This window comes from Algoriphagus oliviformis, assembly GCF_017254915.1.
Taxonomy (GTDB): domain Bacteria; phylum Bacteroidota; class Bacteroidia; order Cytophagales; family Cyclobacteriaceae; genus Algoriphagus; species Algoriphagus oliviformis.
On the sequence record NZ_JAFKCT010000012.1, the window covers coordinates 44,235 to 66,584 of the forward strand.

General features: G+C 52.2%; 15 protein-coding genes. 3 read left to right on the top strand and 12 right to left on the bottom strand.

Annotation, left to right across the window (positions count from 1 at the left end; translation table 11 throughout):
* Positions 1-188: 188 nt before the first annotated feature.
* Complete coding sequence (locus J0A68_RS20620; protein ID WP_206580144.1) at positions 189-1,817, top strand: tetratricopeptide repeat protein; 1,629 nt, start codon at positions 189-191, stop codon at positions 1,815-1,817.
* 23 nt (positions 1,818-1,840) lie between these two features.
* Here J0A68_RS20620 and J0A68_RS20625 read toward each other — a convergent pair whose 3' ends face one another.
* From J0A68_RS20625 to J0A68_RS20680, 12 genes are all read right to left on the bottom strand, one after another.
* Positions 1,841-3,421 carry a sulfatase family protein gene (locus J0A68_RS20625; protein ID WP_236025695.1) on the bottom strand — a complete coding sequence of 527 codons (1,581 nt, stop codon included), beginning with the start codon at positions 3,419-3,421 and terminating at the stop codon, positions 1,841-1,843.
* A 258-nt stretch (positions 3,422-3,679) separates the two neighbouring features.
* Entirely contained in the window at positions 3,680-4,741 is a 1,062-nt protein-coding gene (locus tag J0A68_RS20630) for a hypothetical protein (protein ID WP_206580146.1), read from the bottom strand.
* Between the two features lie 13 nt (positions 4,742-4,754).
* The gene (locus J0A68_RS20635; RefSeq protein WP_206580147.1) at positions 4,755-6,704 is read right to left on the bottom strand and encodes an FAD-dependent oxidoreductase; all 1,950 of its coding nucleotides are present in this window, start codon (positions 6,702-6,704) and stop codon (positions 4,755-4,757) included.
* Positions 6,705-6,742: 38 nt separating this feature from the next.
* On the bottom strand, positions 6,743-7,780 hold the full coding sequence (locus tag J0A68_RS20640; RefSeq protein ID WP_206580148.1) for a family 16 glycosylhydrolase: 1,038 nt from the start codon (positions 7,778-7,780) through the stop codon (positions 6,743-6,745).
* A gap of 10 nt (positions 7,781-7,790) precedes the next feature.
* Positions 7,791-9,206 carry a sulfatase gene (locus J0A68_RS20645; RefSeq protein ID WP_236025696.1) on the bottom strand — a complete coding sequence of 472 codons (1,416 nt, stop codon included), beginning with the start codon at positions 9,204-9,206 and terminating at the stop codon, positions 7,791-7,793.
* Positions 9,203-10,213: an L-rhamnose/proton symporter RhaT gene (locus J0A68_RS20650; RefSeq protein WP_206580149.1), complete on the bottom strand. Its 1,011-nt coding sequence runs from the start codon at positions 10,211-10,213 to the stop codon at positions 9,203-9,205. The genes J0A68_RS20645 and J0A68_RS20650 overlap by 4 nt, the downstream gene beginning before the upstream one ends.
* A gap of 33 nt (positions 10,214-10,246) precedes the next feature.
* Positions 10,247-11,290, bottom strand: coding sequence for an aldose epimerase family protein (locus tag J0A68_RS20655; protein ID WP_206580150.1), 1,044 nt, complete (start codon positions 11,288-11,290; stop codon positions 10,247-10,249).
* A gap of 3 nt (positions 11,291-11,293) precedes the next feature.
* Positions 11,294-12,391 carry a mandelate racemase/muconate lactonizing enzyme family protein gene (locus tag J0A68_RS20660; protein WP_206580151.1) on the bottom strand — a complete coding sequence of 366 codons (1,098 nt, stop codon included), beginning with the start codon at positions 12,389-12,391 and terminating at the stop codon, positions 11,294-11,296.
* Positions 12,388-13,845, bottom strand: a complete 1,458-nt coding sequence (gene aldA / locus J0A68_RS20665) for an aldehyde dehydrogenase (RefSeq protein ID WP_206580152.1) — start codon at positions 13,843-13,845, stop codon at positions 12,388-12,390. Before aldA ends, J0A68_RS20660 begins: the two co-directional genes overlap by 4 nt.
* 24 nt (positions 13,846-13,869) lie before the next feature.
* A complete protein-coding gene (locus J0A68_RS20670; protein ID WP_206580182.1) occupies positions 13,870-14,634 on the bottom strand; it encodes an SDR family NAD(P)-dependent oxidoreductase in 765 nt (254 codons plus the stop codon).
* 26 nt (positions 14,635-14,660) lie between these two features.
* Positions 14,661-15,638 (bottom strand): zinc-dependent alcohol dehydrogenase, encoded by a 978-nt coding sequence (locus tag J0A68_RS20675; RefSeq protein WP_317195138.1) that lies wholly within the window; start codon positions 15,636-15,638, stop codon positions 14,661-14,663.
* Between the two features lie 63 nt (positions 15,639-15,701).
* Positions 15,702-16,904 (bottom strand): glycoside hydrolase family 117 protein, encoded by a 1,203-nt coding sequence (locus J0A68_RS20680; protein ID WP_206580154.1) that lies wholly within the window; start codon positions 16,902-16,904, stop codon positions 15,702-15,704.
* Positions 16,905-17,187: 283 nt separating this feature from the next.
* On the opposite strand from J0A68_RS20680, the gene J0A68_RS20685 reads away from it, so the two are divergent.
* Together J0A68_RS20685 and J0A68_RS20690 are read left to right on the top strand one after the other, a co-directional pair.
* On the top strand, positions 17,188-18,864 hold the full coding sequence (locus J0A68_RS20685; protein WP_206580155.1) for a hypothetical protein: 1,677 nt from the start codon (positions 17,188-17,190) through the stop codon (positions 18,862-18,864).
* A gap of 351 nt (positions 18,865-19,215) precedes the next feature.
* On the top strand, positions 19,216-22,338 hold the full coding sequence (locus J0A68_RS20690; RefSeq protein ID WP_206580156.1) for a SusC/RagA family TonB-linked outer membrane protein: 3,123 nt from the start codon (positions 19,216-19,218) through the stop codon (positions 22,336-22,338).
* Positions 22,339-22,350: the final 12 nt, after the last annotated feature.

Genomic DNA, 22,350 nt, shown 5'->3' on the forward strand with positions numbered 1-22,350 from the left:
TTCTTTGCGGGAAATGGTCAGACACTTCCTCGGAAACAGATGCCCAAGATTTCCTTCCCAAGCCCCAAAACATAATTTCAGGTATAGACTTGATATAGACTGGGCAAAAAAAACGGGCTTGTCGTGCCTCAAAAAATTCTGTCTGCTGGCTTAAAATGGCATATTTGGGTAAACCCAAATGTGCCTCCATGCAAAAACTCCATAGACTGGGCCTCGTGCTCTCCCTGTTTTTGATCCTCGCGGAAAGCCATGCACGGCAGGACTTGCTCAAACTACATGATATCGATCCGGAGGCCAGCTACTTTGAAGACTCGCTTTTGGCACGGCAATCGGATCGGGAACTCCAGCCGCTCAGAGAAAGCCTCCGGCAGAAAATGGCAAAGGGCGATACTCTGGGAGCCATCCGCGACCTCAACAGCCTCTCCAGTATATATACCAATCGCGTAGACTATGCCAAATCCTATGATGGATATTGGCAGGCGCTGCTCTTGGCAGACCGAATCGGGGATGATCGAGCCAAAGCCCTTAGCTACAATGGCCTGGCGATCCTTTACAGCCTGTTTGACAGACGGGAGGAGGCCCTGCAGCACTATCAGCTGTCCCTGTCTATCAACAAAGCCTTGGTCGAATCGGGACAATTGGACAGCATCGCGCTGCGGGAAAGCTACTTTCCCCTCGCGGTCCACTTCAAATATGAAGGGGATTTTGAGCGGGCCAATGCTTATTTGGATAGCTGCGAAAATATTCGCTCTCCCCAGAACAACTCCTTGTTTACCCAATCAGAGCGCAGCCATGTCTTAGGCCTAGCAGGCCGGCCGGAAGATGGGAAGAAGGCCTTGTCCAAGCTGGAAAGAAGCATTTCTGAGGCCCATCCGGAATATTTGCCCGTGTACTTCAACTACTTGGGAGACATGTACTTTTTGAACCAAGAGTGGAACGAAAGCGAGGCGAGCTACCTCAAGGCGGCCAAGGCGGCTTTCACCCATCAAAGGCACCTCAACTATGTACCGGACATCTATGAAAAACTTGCCTGGGTACTGGAGCAAAACGGGAAGCCTGCCCAAGCCAACGACTATCTGAAGCTGGCCAATGACATCAACCGTTTCCTCTATAGTAGCCGAAGTCCCAAAAACCGCCAATTGTTGGAAATCAAGGACGAGTTCCGACTGGAGCAGCAAAAAGCCCGGGAACTAGCCCGGGAACAGGAGTTGCAAAACCTCCAGCAACGGGAAGAAATAACCCGACTGCAAAATTCCATGCTCCTCGGGGGTGTCATCTTTTTGATTTCCCTCGGATTTTTCCTGTTCAAATACTGGAAAGCCAAACACCTCGCGGAGCGGTCACGGCTGGAGCATCAGCGCAAACTCGAAAATGAAAAAGCTCAAGAGATTGTCCAGATCAAAAACCAGGAGCTCACGGGCACTACCCTAAAGATGGTCGCCAAGGATGAGCTGATAGACCAGATCAAGGGGCAGCTCAAGTCCATGCAGGCGGAGCCTCATGGCAAAGAACTGGTTAAGCTGATCAAGACCATTGACATCAACAAAGACCAGAGCTGGCTGGATTTCGAAAACAGGTTTCTTGCCCTCAATGAGGGTTTCTACGAACGCATCCAGCAGCTTCATCCTGAGCTGAAACCCTATGACCTCAAGGTATGTGCACTGATCAAGCTGGATTTTTCCGGGAAAGAAATGGCCAGGCTACTGGGAATATCTCCCGAGAGTGCCAACACTTCTCGATATCGTCTTCGCAAGAAACTGGGACTGAAGAAAGAGGATAATCTTGGAGAGTATATAGTGAAAATAACCAGCTCTTAGATGCCAGGGCGCCGGGATTTCAATCAATCATCCCAGTGCTTTTCGATTATCTTTTGGATCTCGGGGTAGCTTTTATCCGTCTCGTTCAATTCCTCTCTTTGTGCAGCCAATTGCTTTTTCAGCCCAGCTATAATCTCCTGATAGGCAGGATCCTCATATCGATTGTGCAACTCAAACGGATCATTCTTCAAATCATACAGTTCCCAGGCTACCGGGGTACTATATCCCAAACTACGGAGCTGATCATTCCAGTAGAAATTTTTCCATTCCGACTCAGGAAGGTGGTGTTTGGCATAGTAAAAAATAAGCTTGTACCGGTCAGTCCGAATGCCAAAGTGAGCTGGCACCCAGTGGTGTACCATGTGCATCCAATACCTGTAATAGGTCGCTTCCCTCCATTCAGACTCAGGTTGGCCTTTTAGTGTGTTGGTAAATGATTTGCCTTGCATGTAAGACGGCACTTGACCACCAGCCAGATTGATAAGAGTGGGCGCAAAATCGCTGTTGTTGATCAGCAGTTTACTCTCTGAATTTGGTTTGATCACTCCCGGATAGTGCACAATAAAAGGCATACGCATGGACTCTTCTAACATCCAACGCTTGTCTATTAAGTCATGCTCACCCAGCATCATTCCCTGATCTCCGGTGTAGACAATCACCGTATTTTCCCATAGGCCCTCCGCTTTCAGAAAATCAAACAAACGGCCGAGGTTATCATCCACTCCTTTGACACAGCGCAGGTATCTTTTCAGGTATTCCTGGTAGGCCAGGTGCGTTGCCTCATCACCTTGGACACTGTCTTCAATGAAAGTCTCTACATAGTTTCTGGCGATATGCCGACTGGAGACGGAGGTTCCAATCACAGGCTTGAGCTTATCCAACGGGCCCACCGTCGCCGCCGAGCCAAAATTGGGTTGACTGTACAAACTAGCAGGCTCTGGAATCTCCACGTCCTTCAAATATTCCTCATATCGGGGCGCATATTCAAACATATCATGGGGTGCCTTGTAGTGATGCATCAAGAAAAACGGCTTGGACTTATCCCTCTTCTTCAAGTATTCGATTGTCCTGTCAGTGATAACGTCAGAAGAATGGCCTGGATAGTTGATCTTGTTGTCAGGCCATTTTCCCGCGGTTTTGGTCTTTAGATCCGGATTGAAATATTCTCCCTGTACGTGTAATACTTCATAGTAATCAAAGGCAGCCGGTTCCTGCTTGAGATGCCATTTTCCAATGATAGCAGTCGTATAGCCAAGTTTGCTAAGTTCCATCGGTAAGTATTGTTTTTCGGGAGGCAGCTCCCCATCCAAATCCAGCACGCCGTTGGTCTGCGGGTACTGCCCCGTCATGATAGTCGCTCTACTGGGAGTACAGATCGAATTGGTAGAGAACACCTGGTCAAACCGCATCCCCTCCGAAGCGAGATAATCCAGATTTGGGGTGGGGTTCAAAGCAGCCAACCGTCCGCCATATGCACCTACCGCCTGGGTCGTATGATCATCAGACATAATAAAAATGATATTGGGCTGCTTGGACGTTTGGGCAAAATTGTCAGGCCCAAAAAAAATCAGCACAAAGAACAAACAGGAGGCGAGCTTTAACATATTCATTTTAGTTGGTGTTTATTAAAAAACAGTTTAAAAGATTGGGTATTATCTCCCTTTCAATGTGGGGAATTTCACTTCCAATGCCTCTTATCCGAGGCTTGATATCATACTTAAAATTATCTGCATACACGGAATTCTGCCAGTAAGCATTATTTCTAGTTTCAGATAGGCTACTGGCCAAATAGCATATATCCAAATAAAATTATCCAAGAAGATTTACTGATTTGGACTGCTCTGTCACTTATCCATGCATTTTTACCTCGGTCCGTCGTCGGGATTCAAAGTACGAGTCTTCAAAAACCAGTTTACCCGACGGGCAATTAATACATTCTGATGGCCAAGCAGGGGAATCAGTCTATGGATTATCAGGGAACTTGCGGCATTTTTTCTTTCCAAGACGTCCAAAAAAGCATCGATTTCTACGTACTCCATCGAGGAGAAAGGCAGGACTAAATCGTCCAACGTCCCTTCAGGCAGATATCGCTCCGATCTTGCGATATACCTCCATAGGTCAATCCTTGATAAAGGCGGCAGGTTTTCGAGCAAAAAAATACCAGTCTGCCAATATCCATCATCCGGCATCCCCTCCCAATAGGCGTAGTAATCCACCAGCAAACCAGGCTGTTGCACGACAGCTTTCGACACCGCATCTAAAGTCTCGGAGGCATAGTCGCGACGTGCCGTCACCTGCTCTAGGGCAAATTCGCGGATTCGAATCTCTGGAGAAAACAGGAGCCCGCTTAGGGTCGCCCCGTCCATGGATTTTGCAGTGATCTGCCTAATGCTATCCCGGGCGGCTCCATATACCCAGTGCCAGAGGCTATAGCAGGTCCAAACAGCACCCGAGACATAAGCGCTCTTTTCCAAAAGGATCGTCGCGCCGCTGAGTGCATCTACCCCCTCACTTCCCAGCGTCCCGACCAGTTCATACTTGGAAAGGGTGCGGAGCGGGGAGTATGGATCTTGCAGTAACTGCTCAAGCCTCTGATAGTCTTCGGGGGCAAAAGGAATCCCTTCCGCCTTTTCCAGGTAAGTTCCAACGGGAAGGGACAGGTTTTCAAAAGAGCCGAACTTGTCCCAAATTATCCCTATCCGATCCACCCGGCATTGCTCGTCCCCACAAACAACCGACTCCACTTCCATGGAGTACCGCAAGGGCTTGCCCGCCTTGTCCCGCATCTCCACCAGCTCATAGTCCAGGGGAAACCGCGACTCGATGCCAGGATGAACGACCCGAATGAGGTGCTTTATGCGCTGGGGGCTATCCTGCAAAAGCAATAGCCATAGCCATAAAAGAACACCGCCAAGAATACGCATAGAAGATCAGGCTTTAGGCATAACAGCGAATCTCAAATAACTTCACTTGGGGCTTCCCGTAGGTCTCCAAAAGTGCCACGCGGATGGCAGTCACTTTTGCGGTAGGGAAAGAGAGGCGCAGCCGCCTCACCTTGTTGTCTTGGATCTCGGCGACTTTGACCCAGCTTCCATTGATCCTCCCCTCCAAATGACAGGATTTAAGCATTTCCTTGGGCACCTGCGTAGTATAGATCTTGTCCTCCAGGGAATCCCTCCTCAGCATGATGTTCTTCTTGACGTTGGTATCGCACTTGATTTCCACCGTGGAGAGCGCCACTTCTTCCACCCATTCAACTTGGATGTGGGCCGGTAGCGTCTCGGATTGCCAATGGTGTGCTTTGCCGGCATAGTCGCGGGAAATGCCGTCTGTGAGCGATTCGGCACTGCCAGAGCTGGTACTCGAGGCAAATATCACTGCGGCATCCTTTGCTAAGTCCCCGGGCCGGGAGGCAACCCGGTAAGGAATAAAGGCATCATCGCGAAGCAACTGCTCCTGAAGCTCATGCATATACTTTGCTCCCAACTCCCGCGGCATCACACCAAACTTAGAGCACAGCGCCGCAGCTGTCCCCACCGCCTGACCTTCGAGGGCACAGGTAGCCATGATTCGGGAAGAAGAAAGTGCTATATGGGTCTGGCTGATATTCCGACCGGCAAAAAGAAGATTCGGTACGTTTGCCGAATACAGGGATCGAAAGGGGATCTGATAGGGTTCCTCAAAATCCTCATGAAAGTAGCTCGGAGGCTCCTCCAGATTCAACATGCCACCGGGATTGTGCTCATCCAGCGACCAACCGCCAAAGGCAACCGCGTCGTCAAAATGCCTATAGCCCAACATGTCAGGTTCGGAAAGGATGTAATCCCCGATGAATCTCCTGGATTCCCTTTTTCCAGGCAGCGAAGACACCCAGTCCAAGGCGTAATTTTCGGTTTCAGGAAATTTTCCGGAGTTCTTCAAATAATCCCACACCCCATAGGCATAGCCCAAAAGTTTGTGTTTGCTGTCTTCGTATTCCCCCACGATGTCGTCCTCGCTTCCCAGCTCCACCCACCAAAAACCGAGTTCAAATGGTGTGAGGGCCCGCTCCCTGTGCGCTTTATGGGCCTCGTAGGGGATCGTAAAGAGGGGAGGTACAAAGGGCATTGGCTTCCCCATATCCTTTGAGCCCAGCAACACAGTAGAACCCATTTGCCAGCCGTCGGCCTCCTTGGGCGCGTATTTTTCCCCAAACTCCGCGGAAGCTTCCCTGCCCGTCCTATACTTGGCCCCTGCGGTAGCAGCTAGCAAGCCGTCACCTGAGCAATCAATGAAAATCTGGGCATTGAAGGTGTATTCGGTCTCCGTGGTCAACTGCCAGCAATGGGCTGCAGCTATCCTGCCGCCCTTCATGATCGCCCTCAAGGCGGAGGTGTTGAGCTTGATATCGATGTTGGGCTCCCTTGACACGAAATCATAGAGCACGTGGTCCCACACCGGATAGGAATCCTGGGGATTGTAAAAGCGGTTATGCAGCAAGATCTCTTCGATAATCCCCGTTTCCCGCTCTGGAAGACCGTTTTTGAGTTGATTGACCCCGTTGAGGTGAACGCGGATTTCGCTGGAAGAATTTCCCCCAAACACAGGACGGTCTTGGACGATCACCACTTTGGCTCCGTTTCGGGCCGCAGCTACGGCGGCACAGATACCGGCGGCTCCACCGCCTATCACGACCACATCGTAGGCTTTTTCGACCTTTCGGTCTGGGCGTGCCCTTTTCCCAGTCCCCAACTGATACCACTGTTCGGGATCGGATGACTGACCTCGATGGCTTCCAGAGTTGACGTCCACGTCGCACTCCACGTCCATTGAAAAGGCCGTGAGTGGAAGCAGCCCCGCGCCCAACGTGCCCAAGGCAGACTTTTCAAAAAACTTTCTTCTTTTCATCCGATCCGATTATTGATGCTATCCATAAACTCCCAAGATCAATTGCCGACCGGCTTGTACACTCGAATCCACTCTACCTTGAAGGTGTGGTCCTCCTTCTTGGCGAGCTCGCTGTCAGTAGGCGTATAGCGGTCCGACTGCTTGCCGGAGGCAGGGCTTGATCTCCAAGTCTGATCTTCCACGTTGATGATGATGTCCATTTCCTTGCTGAGGCCGGTTCGGGTGTCTTTGGCCGTATTTCCCGGCTGCTCAGCATTGGTAAAAAACTTGGGGTCTATCATGTCCTTGCCCGACACCGTCCTGACCAACTTCCCGTCGATGTAGTACTCCAGGTGCCAGGGATCTCTCCAGTACACCCCAAAGCGGTGAAACTCTTTGTTCCAAGTCGTCCCATCCCTGTACCAAGAGCCGGCATCTGTAGGCTGATAGTCCTGAAAAGGGCTGCGGATAAATACGTGGTGGCTGAGATGGATGCGTTCGGCATACCAAGTATGCCCTTGCTGGGCACTTTCCGAATACGTGGCTCCATAGGCTTCGAGTATGTCTATCTCCTGCGTGTCGTCGGGACTAAGCAGCCAGACATCGGAGGCTAGGGTGGAGTTCATCACTTTGGCCTTGGCTTCGATATACACCGGATAGATGATGCGCTTTTTGGAGGTGATACAGCCTAGGTAGATCTTGTCGGAGTCGGGTTTACGGTCAGCAAAAAGCTGAAGCTGTCCGTCCTTCACCCGGGAGTGGTCTCTTCTCCACTCGGTCAGGCCCGGACCAGTCCAAGCATTGTGGTAAAAGTCCTCCCACTTTGCAGAAAAGGATTCCCCTTTGCTCTCCGCAGCGGCTTGGTACTCAAAGTCGTCGGACAGGCCCTGAAACTCCCACTTCTTGTTCTCTCCCGGATTTGCAGGGACGGGAAGGTCCTTCCAGTTTTTCTCCTGGTCACTGGTGGCAGGAGGATCTTGAGGTACTTCTGCCACGTCATCATCGTCCGTATCGATGGTAGGGGTCTCGGTGCAGGCTGCAGCCGAAAGCATAACAGCCAATATGCAGGCCAGGTAATTCATCCAGTTGATTTTCATAAGTTTTGGTCTAATTGGTCTTGGGTTTTCGATAGCGGTCCATGCGCTGCATGGCATCGCCCTCGTATTTGCGTTGCAGCTGCCAGGCAGGCCTTTCGAGGGTTAATTCCCACTCAAACAGCTTCTTGTAGAGCTGTCTCACCAGGTCGGGATAGCCGCTGGCAAGGTCGTTTTGCTCGCCCTCATCCGTGCTCAGGTCATAGAGCTCGGCGGGGCGATCCGGGAATCTCAGCAGTTTCCAGTCTCCTTCCCTGACAGCTCCACGGTTTTCCTTTTTCCAAAAAAGAGTCTGATGGGGACGTCCCTCCTCGTTCCCAACCAGGAAGGGCCAGAGATCCACCCCATCGACTTCCGGCAAATCCGTGAACTGGCCACCGGCAAGTCGGTAGAATGTGGGAAGCAGGTCTAGGGTACTGACTGGGTGGGGATATAAGCCTGGCGAAATATGTCCCGGCATGCTCATCAGAAAAGGAACACGAATCCCGCCTTCCAGGTGATTGGCTTTGGTACCCGACAGCGGGGAATTGTCCGAGTAATTGGCATCGCTGGGTCCGCCGTTGTCATTGGTAAATACGATCAGAGTACTTTCCAGCAATCCCTCCCGCTCCAGCTTGTCCAGCAACAGACCACAGGCCCTGTCCATGGCGAGGGTCATTGCGGCCAGCTGCCGCCGACCTTCAGGCAGGGATTCAAACTCTGCTATATCCTCAGGCAACGCATCCATAGGAGCGTGGACCGCCGTGAAGGAAAGAAACAGAAAGAAGGGGCTGGACTGGTGTCTGTCTATGAAATCCACCGCCCGCTCAGCCAGGTAGTCCGTGAGGTACCCTGGGGCTTCACGATACCGGCCAAATCCCTCCTCCAAGCGGTCTTCTGGTCGATTGTTGGGATTGCCTTCTCCAAATGGGAAATAGCTTCTCGCCCCACCGCGAAACCCAACAAATTCATCGAAGCCTCTGCGAAGCGGATGAAAACGGTCTGCGTTCCCTTGATGCCACTTTCCAAAGAGCGCCGTGGTATATCCCAAGCCACGCAAGTGATCGGCCATCGTCCTCTCCGTCAGGGGCAGCCCCATCTCGTCATCGGGGAGGCTGGAAGGTGCCATGTAGCCGGGCACGTTGTTTTCCTCAAAACCAAAGCGCTGCTGGTACTTGCCCGTCAACAGGCCGGCACGCGAGGGGCCACAGACAGCCGCAGACACATAGGCCTGCGTAAACCTCAGACCTTGCTCCGACAGCCTGTCCAGATTAGGTGTCAAGAATTCACTGCTTCCCTGAAAGCCAAAATCCGCATAACCCGCGTCGTCGGCGAGAATTAGGATGATATTGGGTCGCCTTTGCTGCGCAAAGACAGTCTGGTACAAAGCCAGGAGAAACAAAACAAGAAAAACCAGGATATGCCGCATGGTGTCTCTGTAGCTTTTCAATTTCCGGCGGCGATTACGAGTATCCCGAGCACCATGCAAGCCACTCCTGCGTAGAGCAAGCGCTTGGCCTTGGGTGAAGCGGAGATCCACTCCTTGGTGATAATCCCGCTGACGATGGCCGTGACTACGCAGGCGGTGTTGTAGATCGCATAGCCCACGGTATTGCCCGAGTCGCCAAGCTTAAAGGCGGCAAATGCAAACAAGGCCGATGCGGCATAGTGAAACACCGCCATGAGCAGGATCCACAGGAAGTTGCTGGCAAAAGCCGAAGTTTTAAAACCCTCCCAGGCCTTTTTTTGGGTAAGTTGGTAAGCGAAATACGCGGTCATCACCACACCTCCACTGATGAAGATGGGAAACATGACCGCGACAGCCGTCACCCAATCGGCGTTGCCCTGGGCCTGGCTGGCCTCATGCAGGTAGGGCCTGCCCACGGCATTGGCGTAGCTGAAGCCTGTAGCCAAAAGCCCGCCCACCACAGCGATCAGGATGCCCGTGGACATGTTTGCCTTGCCTTTTTGGGACTGATCCGCCTTGCTGGATCGTTCGTCTTTTTCGCGGAGCAAACCCGCTCTTCCTTTCAGGATTATCCCCAGCAACACTACCAGAATCCCGCTCACGATCAATACCAGCGAGTCGGTATCCGGAAGACCATCCACCAAAAACGGCAGCAGCGACCCGATGAGGATGACCGTGCCGATAAAAATGGAAAAGCCCAGCGACAGACCTATGTAGTTGATCGCGCGGCTCCACATCATCACGCCTATCCCCCAGAGGAAGCTGGCCAGGCCCATTTTGATCCAAAGCTCTGCGGGCATCGTGCCGAAGATCTCTCCAAAACCTTGTATCAAAAGCATGGAAGCGACGATGGGAACCACAAACATGGTCAAGAGAAAGAACACACTCCAGGTATTTTCGTACCGGAAGCCTTTGGTGAATTTTTCGGGCAGCGCATAGAGTCCGAGCATGATGCCGGCCGCGACTGCCAATAGTACTCCTTCGGTCATTTTGGTTGTGTTTTGGGTGGAAGGAAAGGATTTCTATCGGGTAAAAGAGAAGGTCGTCGCGCTGCGAAAGACGTGCCCGGGCTTCAAGATCGTCCCGGGTGAGTTGGGCAGGTTGGGACCATTGGGAAAGCGGTGGGTCTCACAGCAAAAACCCCTGAATTTCCCATACTGGAGTCCATTTTCACGCATGAGCGAGTCACTGGTGTACTTGCCGGTGTAAAAGAGCATGCCCAGTTCATCGGTTGCTACCTTGAGGCCGATCCCGGTCTCCGCGCAGCCAAACTCCGCCACTTCGGCCATTTGGAAAGCTGGCTTATCAAAGACATAGTAGTGCTCAAAGCCATCGCCTATGGCCTGCTGCGCCTCTCCGATCACCTTGCAATCCCACAGGTTGTCGGGCTGGCATTCCAGGTCGATCACCGCCCCAGTCACCGCTCCGGTCTTGTCCATCACCAGCCTGCGGCTCGCTGCTATCCTGGCACTGTGTCCAAGGATATTGGAGGAAAACCCGGAAAGATTGAAGTAGGTATGGTTAGTCAGTGCCAAAGGGGTCTCGGCATCGCTCTTCGCCTCATAGCGGATGGATAGCGTATTGTCAACACTCAGCGAAAAAGTGACGTTAACGGAGACGTTTCCGGGAAACCCCTCTTCCATGTCTCTACTTTCCAGAGTCATCAGCACCTCAGCAGCTTCTGGATTTGGGATGCTGCCTATCCAGACTCTCTTGTCAAATCCTACCTCTCCGCCGTGCAGATTGTTACCCCCGGCATTTTTTGCCAAGTCGTACCGCCGACCGTTGAGGGTAAAGTGCCCATCCTTGATGTGGGAGCAATATCTTCCCACCGTACAGCCAAAATAGGGGGCATTGGCTCGGTAGTTTTTGGAGAAATATCCCTCCAAAGAATCGAAGCCACAGGCTACCTCCAGAAGCCGACCGCTCCGGTCGGGCACCTGTATGGATGTGATGGTGGCTCCATAGTCCATCACCTTCACCTCCATGCCGTTGGAATTGCAGAGCGTAAAGAGTCCTATCGGGCTCCCCTCCACCTGGCCAAAGTCGGATCTTGTCGTCTTCATGGCTCAGGAGCGGGTTTGGTAGGGAGCGAGTTTTTCCCAGTTGAACTCGACACCGATCCCAGGACTGTCCGGCGCTACCGCCCGGTGTTTTTCGACCACCAGAGGACGCATCGTGTATTCATCGATGGGAAAACTGTGCACCTCCAGCCAGCCGGCATTGGGCTGTGCAGCTACCAGGCTCACGTGGAGCTCTTGCATGCCGTGCGAACAGGCGGGCAGGCCGTACTTAGCGGCCAGCCTTGCAGCCCGCAGCCAGCCGGTCACCCCTCCGCAATTGGAAGCGTCGGGTTGGACAAAGGAAAGCTTGGCCTGATCCATCGCATACTCAAATTCATGGATGGTATGGAGGTTTTCGCCCATCGCCAGCGGAAAGCCAGTCCTGTCCACGATCTCCCCGTAACCCTTGTAGTCATCCGGAATGATCGGTTCCTCAAACCAGGTGATGTCATATTCCCTAAACCCTTCAATGGCACGTATGGCCTTTTCGACGGTCATGGAGTAGTTGGCATCCACCATGAAGGTCACATCCGGCCCGATAAATTTTCTAACTGCGCCGATACGGTCCAGATCTTCCTGGAGCTTGGGCCTTCCGATTTTGATCTTCACGGCATTGTATCCCCTGGCCAAATAGCTCTCCATGCTGTGGAGCAGCTTTTCCAAAGGAAACTGTAGGTCAATCCCCCCACAATAGGCTTTGCAGGTGTGATCCACTCCTCCGGCCATCCTCCAAAGGGGCATTCCGGCCCTTTTGCATTTGATGTCCCAGAGCGCGATATCTATCGTGGATATTGCAAAGGAAGCAATCCCTCCCCGGCCCACGTAGTGGATGTGCCATTCCATAAAATCGTAGATCCCGTCTATATCGCTTGCATCTTTGCCCACCAGCACTCCGGCAAAGTCACGGGCGACCATGGCCTGTATGGCAAACCCACCTTTTCCACCCGTATAAGTATAGCCGGTGCCACTGGTACCATCCTGCAGGGTAATGGTCGTCGTGACCAGTTCGAAATGGGTGTGGTCTCCGTGCTTAGCATCGTTGAGCACTTCAGGCAGTGGCACCTGGAAGAGTTGGCAGCGGACGTCTTTGATCAATGTGCTCATGCCCCCTGGTATTTGACGTAAAAGGTTTTTTTCTCCAAGTACTGCTCAAAGCCGTACTTTCCATCCTCTCCTCCACTTCCGGATAGCTTGTAGCCGTTGTGAAAGCCTTGATGCTGCTCCCCATGGCCGCGGTTGACGTAGATTTCCCCGTATTCGAGTTCCTCGTTGCAGCGCATGATCAGGTTCATGTCGTTGGTAAAGACCATCGCGGCCAGACCGTACTCGCTGTCATTGGCATAAGTGATCACTTCCTCAAAAGTCCTGAACTTCATCACCGGCAAGATCGGTCCGAAAGACTCCTCGTGCATGATGGTCATAGTTTGGGTAACATCGGTCAGCACGGTCGGCTCAAACCAAAACCCTTTTTCAAAAGCTGCACCAGCGAGGCGTTTGCCTCCCGTAGCCACCGTAGCGCCTTCGGCGATGCTGGTTTCCACGAGTTTCTCCATGTGCTCCAGTTCAGCCCTGTTGACCTTTGGCCCCATATCGGTGTCGTCCAGCATGGGATCGCCGACCTTGAGTGCCCGGGTCTTGGCGAGAAATTTTTCCATAAAGACCTCGTAAACCTCCTCCTGCACATACATGCGTTCGTTGCAGGTACATACCTGGCCACAGTTGTCAAAGCGGGAATGAAGGGCCGCGTCTACTGCGGCTTCAAGATCTGCGTCGGCAAAGACGATAAAAGGCGCCTTGCCTCCGAGCTCCAACTGCACATGGGTGAGGTTTTTGGAGGCATTTCTGGCGATGTCCTGACCCACCGGCGTCGAGCCTGTCATGGTGACCATTTTGGTGATGGGATTCTCCACCAGGGCAGTACCCATGGCCCTGCCGGGCCCAGTCAGGATGTTGATCACACCCTTGGGAATTCCGACCTTGTTGGCCAGATTTCCCAGCTCTAGGGTAGCCAAAGGCGTCTCGGAGGTAGGCTTGAGCACGAGCGTGTTACCGGCGACCAGTGCCGGCCCGAGCTTCCTCCCTGCCAAAGCAAGGGGGAAATTCCAGGCCGTGATGGCCACCACCACTCCCCGGGGGATTTTTTGGATCCAGATCTGCTCGCCGGGATTGTCGGAAGGGATAATATCCCCTTCTATCCTTCGCGCTCCCTCACAGGCATACTCGATGAATGAGGCGGTGACGGCGACTTCCATTTTGGCCACCTTCAGGAGCTTGCCTTGCTCCTTTACCAGGAGCTCTGCCAAGTAATCCGCATTAGCCTTGATCTCTGCGGCTAGGCGATACAGCAAGTCAGCACGTTTTCTCGGGGGCATTTTTGCCCAAGCTTTTTGGGCCGCTTGGGCTGCCTCCAGCGCCAGGATTGCCTCTGCGACGGTGCCGTTTTGCACCTGTGCGACGAGCTCCTCCGTAGCGGGGTTGATGACGTCTATGGTTTCCCCGGACTGGGAAGTCACCCATTCCCCGTTGATGAATAATCGGTATTGCTTTGTTTCAGACATGGTTTTGGTTTTATGGTGGAATGATCAGCGGCCCATCCAGCCCCCATCTACCAGCATGATGCTGCCATGCATGTAGGAGGCTGCATCCGAGCAGAGAAAGACCGTAGGCCCGGCAAAGTCCGTCGGCTTTCCCCATCGCCCGGCGGGTATTCTCGCCAGAATGGAAGCAGCCCGGACTGGGTCGCTACGTAGTGCTTCGGTATTGTCCGTGTCGATATAGCCGGGTGCGATGGCGTTGACATTGACTCCTTTGCCGGCCCATTCATTGGCAAAAGCCATGGTCAGCTGTCCTATCGCGCCCTTGGAGGCTGCATAGCCTGGCACGGTGATGCCACCCTGAAAAGTCAGCAGGGAAGCTGTAAAGACAATCTTGCCATAACCTCGGCTGACCATCTCCTTACCGATCTCCCGGGTGAGGATGAACTGGGCGTTTTGGTTGACCTCGATGACTTTATCCCACATTTCGTCGGGATGCTCGGCCGCCGGAGTCCTGAGGATGGTTCCGGCATTGTTGACTAGGATGTCGATCTGGGAAAAGTCCGATTTTACCCTATTGATGAATCCATAAAGTGACTTCCTATCGGAAAAATCGCAGGCATACCCCATGAAAGATCGGCCTAGGGCCCTTATCTCTTTTTCGACGGCGCTGCCATCCTCTTCCAGCGTGGCACTCACGCCGATGATATCCGCCCCTGCCTCAGCCAGGCCGATAGCCATGGCCTTTCCAATGCCCCGCTTGCAGCCTGTGACCAAGGCTGTTTTCCCTTTCAAACTAAATCTATCTAGCACTCCCATTTTATCTATCAGTTTATTGGTTAAAGTTGGCAGTCCATCAGTACCTTGAGGCCTTCTGGATTTTTGTCTATGGATTCAAACACTTCTTGGATTTTGCTCAAGGGCTGCACGTCTGTGATCATTTTCCCAAAGGGAAGTTCATTGGCCGTGACCAGTGTGATGGCTTTCTCATAGTCTTCCTTTTCGTAGACCCGGGCGCCGATCAGCTTCAGTTCTTTCCAGAAAAACTTGAATAGATCCACGGGCTTCTTCTGCCCATGAATGGCCACCATGACGATACGTCCACGAATCCCGGCCACTTCGGTCATCACATCCAAGGCAGGCTGTACTCCTGCGACTTCAAACACCACGTCGGCCAGCCTTCCCTCCGTCTCTTCCCGGACATACTGTACCAGGTCGGTCTTGGTGGGGTTGACGGCCTGCAGCCCAAAGTCCGCCGCCATTTTGATCCGGGTCTCGTTCACTTCGGAGATGATGACCTTTGCCCCGGCTTCTTTGGCGACCATTGCCACCAAAAGACCGATCGGCCCACCGCCTAACACGACCGCTGTTTCTCCGGCCTCCAAGCCGGACATCCTTACATCGTGAACCGCCACAGAAAGGGGCTCGATCAGTGCCGCAAGCTTCAGGTCAGTCTCAGGCTTGAGTTTGTGAAGGACAAAAGCCGGGATGTTCCAGTACTGCTGCATGGATCCAGGGCTGTCGATCCCGATGAATTTCAATTTTTCGCAGATGTGGTTAAATCCCTTGTCGGAAGGCTGGACGAGGCGATCATCCAGCGGACGCACGACTACTTTGTCCCCTACTTGGAAACCTTCGACTTCTTCACCCATCGCATCGATGACACCGGACATCTCGTGTCCGATAGTCTGCGGGATGCTGACCCGCTTGTCCATCATCCCGTGATAGATATGTACATCGGTACCGCAGATGCCAGAATAGGCTACTTTGATGCGGACTTCGCCTTTTTTTGGCATGTCGATTTCCTTCTCAATCACAGCGAAGGATTGATTGCCAGTGTAAACTGTTGCTTTCAAAATGTATGTTGGTTATTGGTTAGCTTATTCTCCCTTGCCCTTGTGTGTGGTGATGCGCTTTGAGCTAAAGCGCATGATACACTGATAGTCGTAGCTTTTGTAGATATGGGAAAGGCCCCATCTAAGGATTTCGGTTGGTTCCTTCTCGGTGTCGGCGGTACGGTTGAGCCCAATCGCGTGTGGAGCACCTTTGATAGAGGCCATGATCTCGAAGTTGACCCCGTCTGGAGCCCATTGGATGGTGTTTTTTTCCGGCCCATCGGTTGTGATGAGCGAGGCTATTCCTCCATTGTAGGGCCACACGCAGATTTCGTGGCCGCTGTTGCTGATGGGGTTGTAGGGCGACTTTATGTAAGGCCCTTCTGGCTTGTCGGCGATGGCCACTCCATGGCGAATCTGCCTACCCCCAAAAGTGATTTCCTCACCCATTTGTTCTCCTTTATAGTAGAGGTAAAATTTCCCCTCGTAAGGAACAATGCAGGGGTCGTGTACCTTATGGCTATCAAAATCACCCTTTTTTTCCACGGCAAATCGATCTTGCTTTTCTCCTTTCCAAACGCCATTGTCAGCAGGGCTCAAAATAGGCTCGGCGCTTTTGGTCCACGGGCCGTCCGGGGAGTCTGCCCAGGCCAAGCCGATTTGGTTTTTTACCCGCACGGTATAAGGTGACTTGACCGTCTGGTATACCAGGTAGTACTTGTCCCCATGCTTCATGATCTCTGTGGTGAATACCGAGCGGTCGTCGTAGGCTCCCGGCTCGCCGCGTCCCACTGCCATGCCCTCTTCCTTCCAAGTCCAACCGTCTTCTGAAGTAGCATACCAGATATCGCTTCGATCCCAGGGGAAGACCTTGTCTTTTTCCACATCCCCAGCAAAACCGTCGGTTGCACCAAGGCTTTTGCTATACCAGACATAGTACTTGCCGTTTTCGAAGATCATGGCACTTGGATCGCGACGCACCACGCCTTCCTCGTAGGCCAAGTCACCCTGGAGTGGCTGAAGCTCGGAAAACTCGATAAACCACTCATTGCCGATGTTGGGCCAATTCAGCGCACGCTTGGAAGCAGCGCTGAGGTGATCCGCATGGGTGATTCCCAGCTTGTCCATCTGTGCGGGGGTAACCTCGATGTCGGATTCTTCCGACGTCGATGGATTTGATGAAGGCGATGCGCAGGAAAAGAGTAGCGCCCCGCCCGCCAATAGAGACATTAAAGAGTTGTTGTTCATTTATCCGTTGATTTTGGGTTTCGCTTGTTAAAGGCGACCAAAGAGCTTTGTCTTCTTGTAGACAAATGCCCTGGCCGACTCAAACAAATATGGACTTTGGAATGCTGAAGGCCCGAAAACCAGACTAGACAAAAACTGAACAAGGGCAAAAAAGAAACTGAATGAAAAAAAATAATCCTAGACAGTGAATAAATTTAACCCAAGTAAAAATTGCCGCAACGAAGCCACAGAAGATTTTGCTTATTGTAGGCACAAAGCCCAAAAACAACCAATTCTAAGACAAATGTCCCTGTTTCCTTTTGATAAACTGAATATCTCCCGCTTCCCGAGCAACGCCTTATTATATGCTACACTTTTGGGCTTGATTCTACTGATCCAAGGAACGGTCTCGACAGCCCAAACCACAGCCCAACCGGACAACTATACAAACCCAGTTGTCAACCTTCAAAAAAACGAAGCGAAATACAGTAATCCGGATAGTTCGATCCTTCATCTGAAAACTACGATCGAGCAGTTGCGTGAGCAGAAGGACACGGTCAACCTGATCAAGTCCCTCAATGAGCTATCGAGTATCTACGCACATCTACTGGACTATGGAAACTCCTACGACGGATACTGGGAGGCGCTGCTGCTGGCAGACCAAATCAACCACGACTTTCTCAAGGCCAAAATCTACCAAGAGCTGGGTTGGCTGTACAGCTTCTACCACCGGGACGAGGAGGCCTTGAAGTATTTTAACCTCGCACTCTCCATCAACAAAGAGCTTTATCGTCAAAACACGGGCTACGGAGCCTACGTCATCAGTGATTTTTTTGCATTGATCAATTTCTATCGGGTAAACGGCGACTATGCCAACGCAGCCGTATACCTGGACAGCTGCTACCAGCTACAGAAGGAAATGGGATCCAGCTCGATGAGCTACATCCTGGCCGAGGATGGCTATTTGGACGGCATGAACGGCGACTATCCCGAGGCCATGGCAAAACTGGCCGGATCGATGGACTTTTTTAAAAAAAACGACCGCTCCTATTTGATCGTAATCCATACCCTGATCGGGGACATCCTTAGGAAAAAAGGTGACCTCCGCCAGAGCGCCGAACACTACAACCAAGCCCTCCACTATTCGGAGACTTTCCAAAGCCACTCCAATCACAAGCTGATGGCCCATGAAGCACTGGCCTCCATTTATTCCCTCACCAGGCAGTTTGACAGCGCATACCTGCATTCCCGGGAAGTCAACCGGATCAACGCGGAAATCTTTGGCCCAAACAGCAAAAACAACAAACACCTTTTTCGAATCAATGACCAATACCGACTGCAAAAGGAAAAAGAGAAGGAGCTGATCAAAGAGCAACACATTGCCAACCTAGAGCATGAGGAACGGATGAACACAATGCAGCTTTGGCTTTTGGCCGTCGTGTTGCTCTCCCTGTTCGTCTATGGCCTGCTCCTGGTCAAAAACATCCGCCGAAAACACCAGCTGGAAAAAAAGGCCCTCGCCGAAAAACGTGCCTTGGAGCTCCAAAAGACCAACGAAATCCTAGAGCTGAAAAACAAGGAGCTGACGACCACGGCACTGCAGATTATCGAAAAGGACGAGTTTATCGAAAAGCTCAGAAATAACCTTTCCGACGACAAAGGCCTGGTGGATGTGAACAGCCTGAAGAAAATGATCAAATCAGTACAGGGCACACCTGGAAGCAATTGGAAGGAATTTGAGGCCCGCTTCACTGCGATCAACGAGAGTTTCTATGAAAACCTACAAAAAGGCTTTCCTGAACTCACCCAAGCCGACCTGAAAATTTGCGCTCTGGTCAAGCTGAACTTCAGTAGCAAGGAGATGGCCTCCCTGCTGGGCATCTCCATCGAGAGCGTCCATACTTCGAGATACCGCCTGCGCAAAAAATTCAACATAGACAGAAACGAAAATCTGGTCGAGTTCATCGCCGGGTTTTCATAAAGACAACCCGATCCATCCAGGTGCGCCTAGCTAGCTAGCCAATTAAAAACGCAAAAATTTCTAGACATCCACCGGCTCCAGCGGTGGATGTTTTTTTGTGAGCCATACGGGCAGCTTTTCGAGGCGGCATACAGACATTAAAAAATGGACATCGAGAGTCATATTGCGATAAAAGCCTTCGCAATCGATTTTTTTAGCGGCTTTGTCCAGTTTTAATCGAGTTGTAAAAATCAGAGGTATGGTTTCGGAATTCTACATTGACCGAGGTTTTGTGGACAAAGACTGCGGCAGGGACTGCCAAAAACCCTTTGTTCACCAGATCAAAAAATTAACCTAAACTCAAAATACCATATGAAACAACAACTCTACCAATGGAGGAAAAACCTCCCGTTGACCCTCATCTGGCTGTGCCTTTGGGCTTCTCTGGCCTCAGCCCAGCAGCAGGTACGAGGCAAGATCACGGATGATCTCGGAGAGGCGCTTCCTGGAGCCTCGATCATCATCAAGGGCACTACCCAAGGCACCATCTCCGACATAGATGGAATATTTACTCTTAACACCAAAGAGGGAGACGTCCTCGTATTCACCTTTATCGGCTTCAACTCGGAAGAGCGGACGGTAGGCACTTCTGCTGAAATAAACGTCCAGTTGAGTCCCGACACCAAGAACCTGGATGAAGTAGTCGTGGTAGGCTACGGCACCCAGTCAAAAAAAGAGATCACAGGCGCCGTAGCGCAGGTCAAGGCCGAAACGATCTCCAAATCTCCTGTCTCGGACGTAGGCGAAGCCATCCAAGGCCAAGTGGCCGGAGTCGATGTACAGGCAGCCAGTGGTCGGCCGGGGCAGCCCGCCAACATCCAAATCCGCGGTGTGGGATCCCTCATGGGCGCGCTGGAGCCGCTATACGTAGTGGATGGAGTCCCCTACCAAAGCAATCCCAACATCTCCCCGGATCAGATAGAATCCATGGACATCCTCAAGGACGGAGCCGCCGCCTCAGTCTACGGCACACGAGCCTCCAATGGCGTCATCCTAATCACCACCAAGCGGGGTAAAAAAGGCAACATCCTCGTCGATCTGAATGCCTACGCCGGGGTACAAAACATCACCTCCGGCACTCCACTGATGAATGCACAGCAACAGATGTATGCCGAAGAGGTCAAGCTGCAGGCGCTGGGACGCGACCCGTTGATCTTCTTCTTTAATCCCGACGCCCTGGATTATGATTCGGACTTCGTAGGCGATGTGCAAAACAACAACGCGCTCATCCAAAACTACGGGTTGGGGATTTCCGGTGGTACGGAGCACCTCTTGGTCAACTTCAACACCAACTACTTCAACCAGGACGGTGTACTGATCAACTCCGGCTTTGACAGACTGAGCAACCGCCTGACGGCACAGTTTAACAGAGGCAAATTCAAAGCTTTCGCGAGCATTGGCTATACGGAAGAAAAGCGAACCCAGGAACCCTGGTCGCTCTACGAATACTCCATCGCCCAGAGGCCTTGGCTTGCCCCGCTAAACTCCCTGCAGTCCGTCGGCGAAAACAACGTGCAGATTCCCGTCGACAACGCCATCCTCTACAGCTACCTATCCCGGGAGCTCGAAAACGTGGATGAGCGCAAAACAAACGCCAGCAACATCGCCATGAACCTCGAATACGAGCTGATCGACGGACTGAGCTTCAAGATCAACCTGGGCAGCAATTCTTGGAATTACCGAAGGGTATTTTTCAGGCCCCAATACCTGGTCACTAACAGAGACGGCTCCTACAACCCCACCGCGTCCCGCGAAGATGCCCTGCTCAATGAAGACTACACCTTCACCCAAAGAAACACCATCGAAAATATCCTGGCCTACGACCGGGAGTTTGGAAAACACAAAATCAATGTGACCGGTGTGGCATCTTGGGAAAAATACACCTCCAAGCAGATAGGAACAGGGATCATCGGCCTACTGAGCAACGATACGCCCGTACTCGGAGCGGGCCAGCAGGCCACCAAGCCGACCAGTTTCGACTACGTCAATACCCTCAGCGGCCTTATGGGCCGGGTGCAGTACAACTATGACGAGCGCTACCTGATCTCCGGTAGCTACAGAAGGGACGGCTCATCCAACTTTGGCCAGAGCAACGTCTATGGAGACTTTTTTGGCGTGTCTGCCGGCTGGAACATCTCCGAAGAAGGGTTTTTCCAAAACGGAAACGCCGACTTCATCGACAACCTCAAAGTGAGGGGAAGCTATGCTCAGGTAGGGAACCAAAGTATCCCACCCTACACCTATGCCAGTCAGATTGAGAGCGGGGTCAACTACCTCTTTGGACCAGACGAAGACCTATACAACGGGGCTATCCAGCGACGCTACTCCAATCCAAACGTAAAATGGGAGTCCAGCATCTCCTCCAACATCGGCTTGGACCTGGCAATGTTTTCCAACAGGCTGAACTTCACCATGGACCTGTACCACAACGAAAAACAGGACATGCTTTTGCCACGAGCCACTCCTCCCTCCGGCGGAGCCTACCACCCTGGAGCGGTGGGCACTTATAGCCCCATCATCGTCAACGCTGGTAACATGACCAACCGCGGAATCGAGCTTTCGCTCTCCTACCGAACCGAATACGCCTCTGGTTTCAAGTGGAACCTGGCCTCTACCTTTACCAAAAACCAAAACGAAATCACCGACTTGGAAGGGATAGAGCGGGGATACGGCAACGGCCAACCTTCCTCCTCTCTGGGCCCCAATGTGGACTACACCACTTTCTTTGCTGTAGGCTATGAGGCAGGGGCATTTTTCCTCGTGCAGCACCAGGGCGTCATCAAGACCCAAGAGCAACTGGCGGAGTACAAGAAAATAATGCCCAGTGCCCAGATCGGCGACATGATGTATAAGGACCAGCTGACTGAAGACACCGACGGCGATGGAGTACCTGATGCAGGGAATGGACGAATAGACGAGAATGACCGGGTGTATTCCGGCTCTGGCCAAGCCAAATTCAACATCGGGCTAAGCGGGAATTTTGAATACAAGGGGTTTGACCTGTATGTTCAAAACTATTTTTCCTATGGCGCCAAACTCTACAACGGATCGCGCTACTACGCCTACACCCAAGGTAGACACCTAGACCAATACTACATGTGGACACCCCAAAATGCGGACTCGGACATCCCGACTGACCGGGGCGATGGCTATCACAACAACGTACGCGCTAGATCCGACTTTTTCCTGGAAGACGGTTCCTACTTCCGCATCCGAAACATCACCCTGGGCTATACCATCCCAGTGACGGCGACCAACAAGATCGGCGTGAACAAGGCGAGGATCTATGGCACCGCCATGAACCCCTTCACTTTCACCCAATACACCGGATATGATCCTGAAGTTGGCGGAAACGGCATCAGTACCAGAGGCGTGGACCAGGGCAATTACCCGGTCACCCGCCGGTTCATCTTCGGAATCCAGGTCCAATTCTAAACCCAAAACTGC

Coding starts and splice junctions, on each gene's coding strand:
- J0A68_RS20620 (WP_206580144.1), top strand. CDS start 189: ATGCAAAAACTCCATAGACTGGGCCTCGTGCTCTCCCTGTTTTTGATC.
- J0A68_RS20625 (WP_236025695.1), bottom strand. CDS start 3,421: ATGTTAAAGCTCGCCTCCTGTTTGTTCTTTGTGCTGATTTTTTTTGGG.
- J0A68_RS20630 (WP_206580146.1), bottom strand. CDS start 4,741: ATGCGTATTCTTGGCGGTGTTCTTTTATGGCTATGGCTATTGCTTTTG.
- J0A68_RS20635 (WP_206580147.1), bottom strand. CDS start 6,704: ATGAAAAGAAGAAAGTTTTTTGAAAAGTCTGCCTTGGGCACGTTGGGC.
- J0A68_RS20640 (WP_206580148.1), bottom strand. CDS start 7,780: ATGAAAATCAACTGGATGAATTACCTGGCCTGCATATTGGCTGTTATG.
- J0A68_RS20650 (WP_206580149.1), bottom strand. CDS start 10,213: ATGACCGAAGGAGTACTATTGGCAGTCGCGGCCGGCATCATGCTCGGA.
- J0A68_RS20655 (WP_206580150.1), bottom strand. CDS start 11,290: ATGAAGACGACAAGATCCGACTTTGGCCAGGTGGAGGGGAGCCCGATA.
- J0A68_RS20660 (WP_206580151.1), bottom strand. CDS start 12,391: ATGAGCACATTGATCAAAGACGTCCGCTGCCAACTCTTCCAGGTGCCA.
- aldA (WP_206580152.1), bottom strand. CDS start 13,845: ATGTCTGAAACAAAGCAATACCGATTATTCATCAACGGGGAATGGGTG.
- J0A68_RS20680 (WP_206580154.1), bottom strand. CDS start 16,904: ATGAACAACAACTCTTTAATGTCTCTATTGGCGGGCGGGGCGCTACTC.
- J0A68_RS20685 (WP_206580155.1), top strand. CDS start 17,188: ATGTCCCTGTTTCCTTTTGATAAACTGAATATCTCCCGCTTCCCGAGC.
- J0A68_RS20690 (WP_206580156.1), top strand. CDS start 19,216: ATGAAACAACAACTCTACCAATGGAGGAAAAACCTCCCGTTGACCCTC.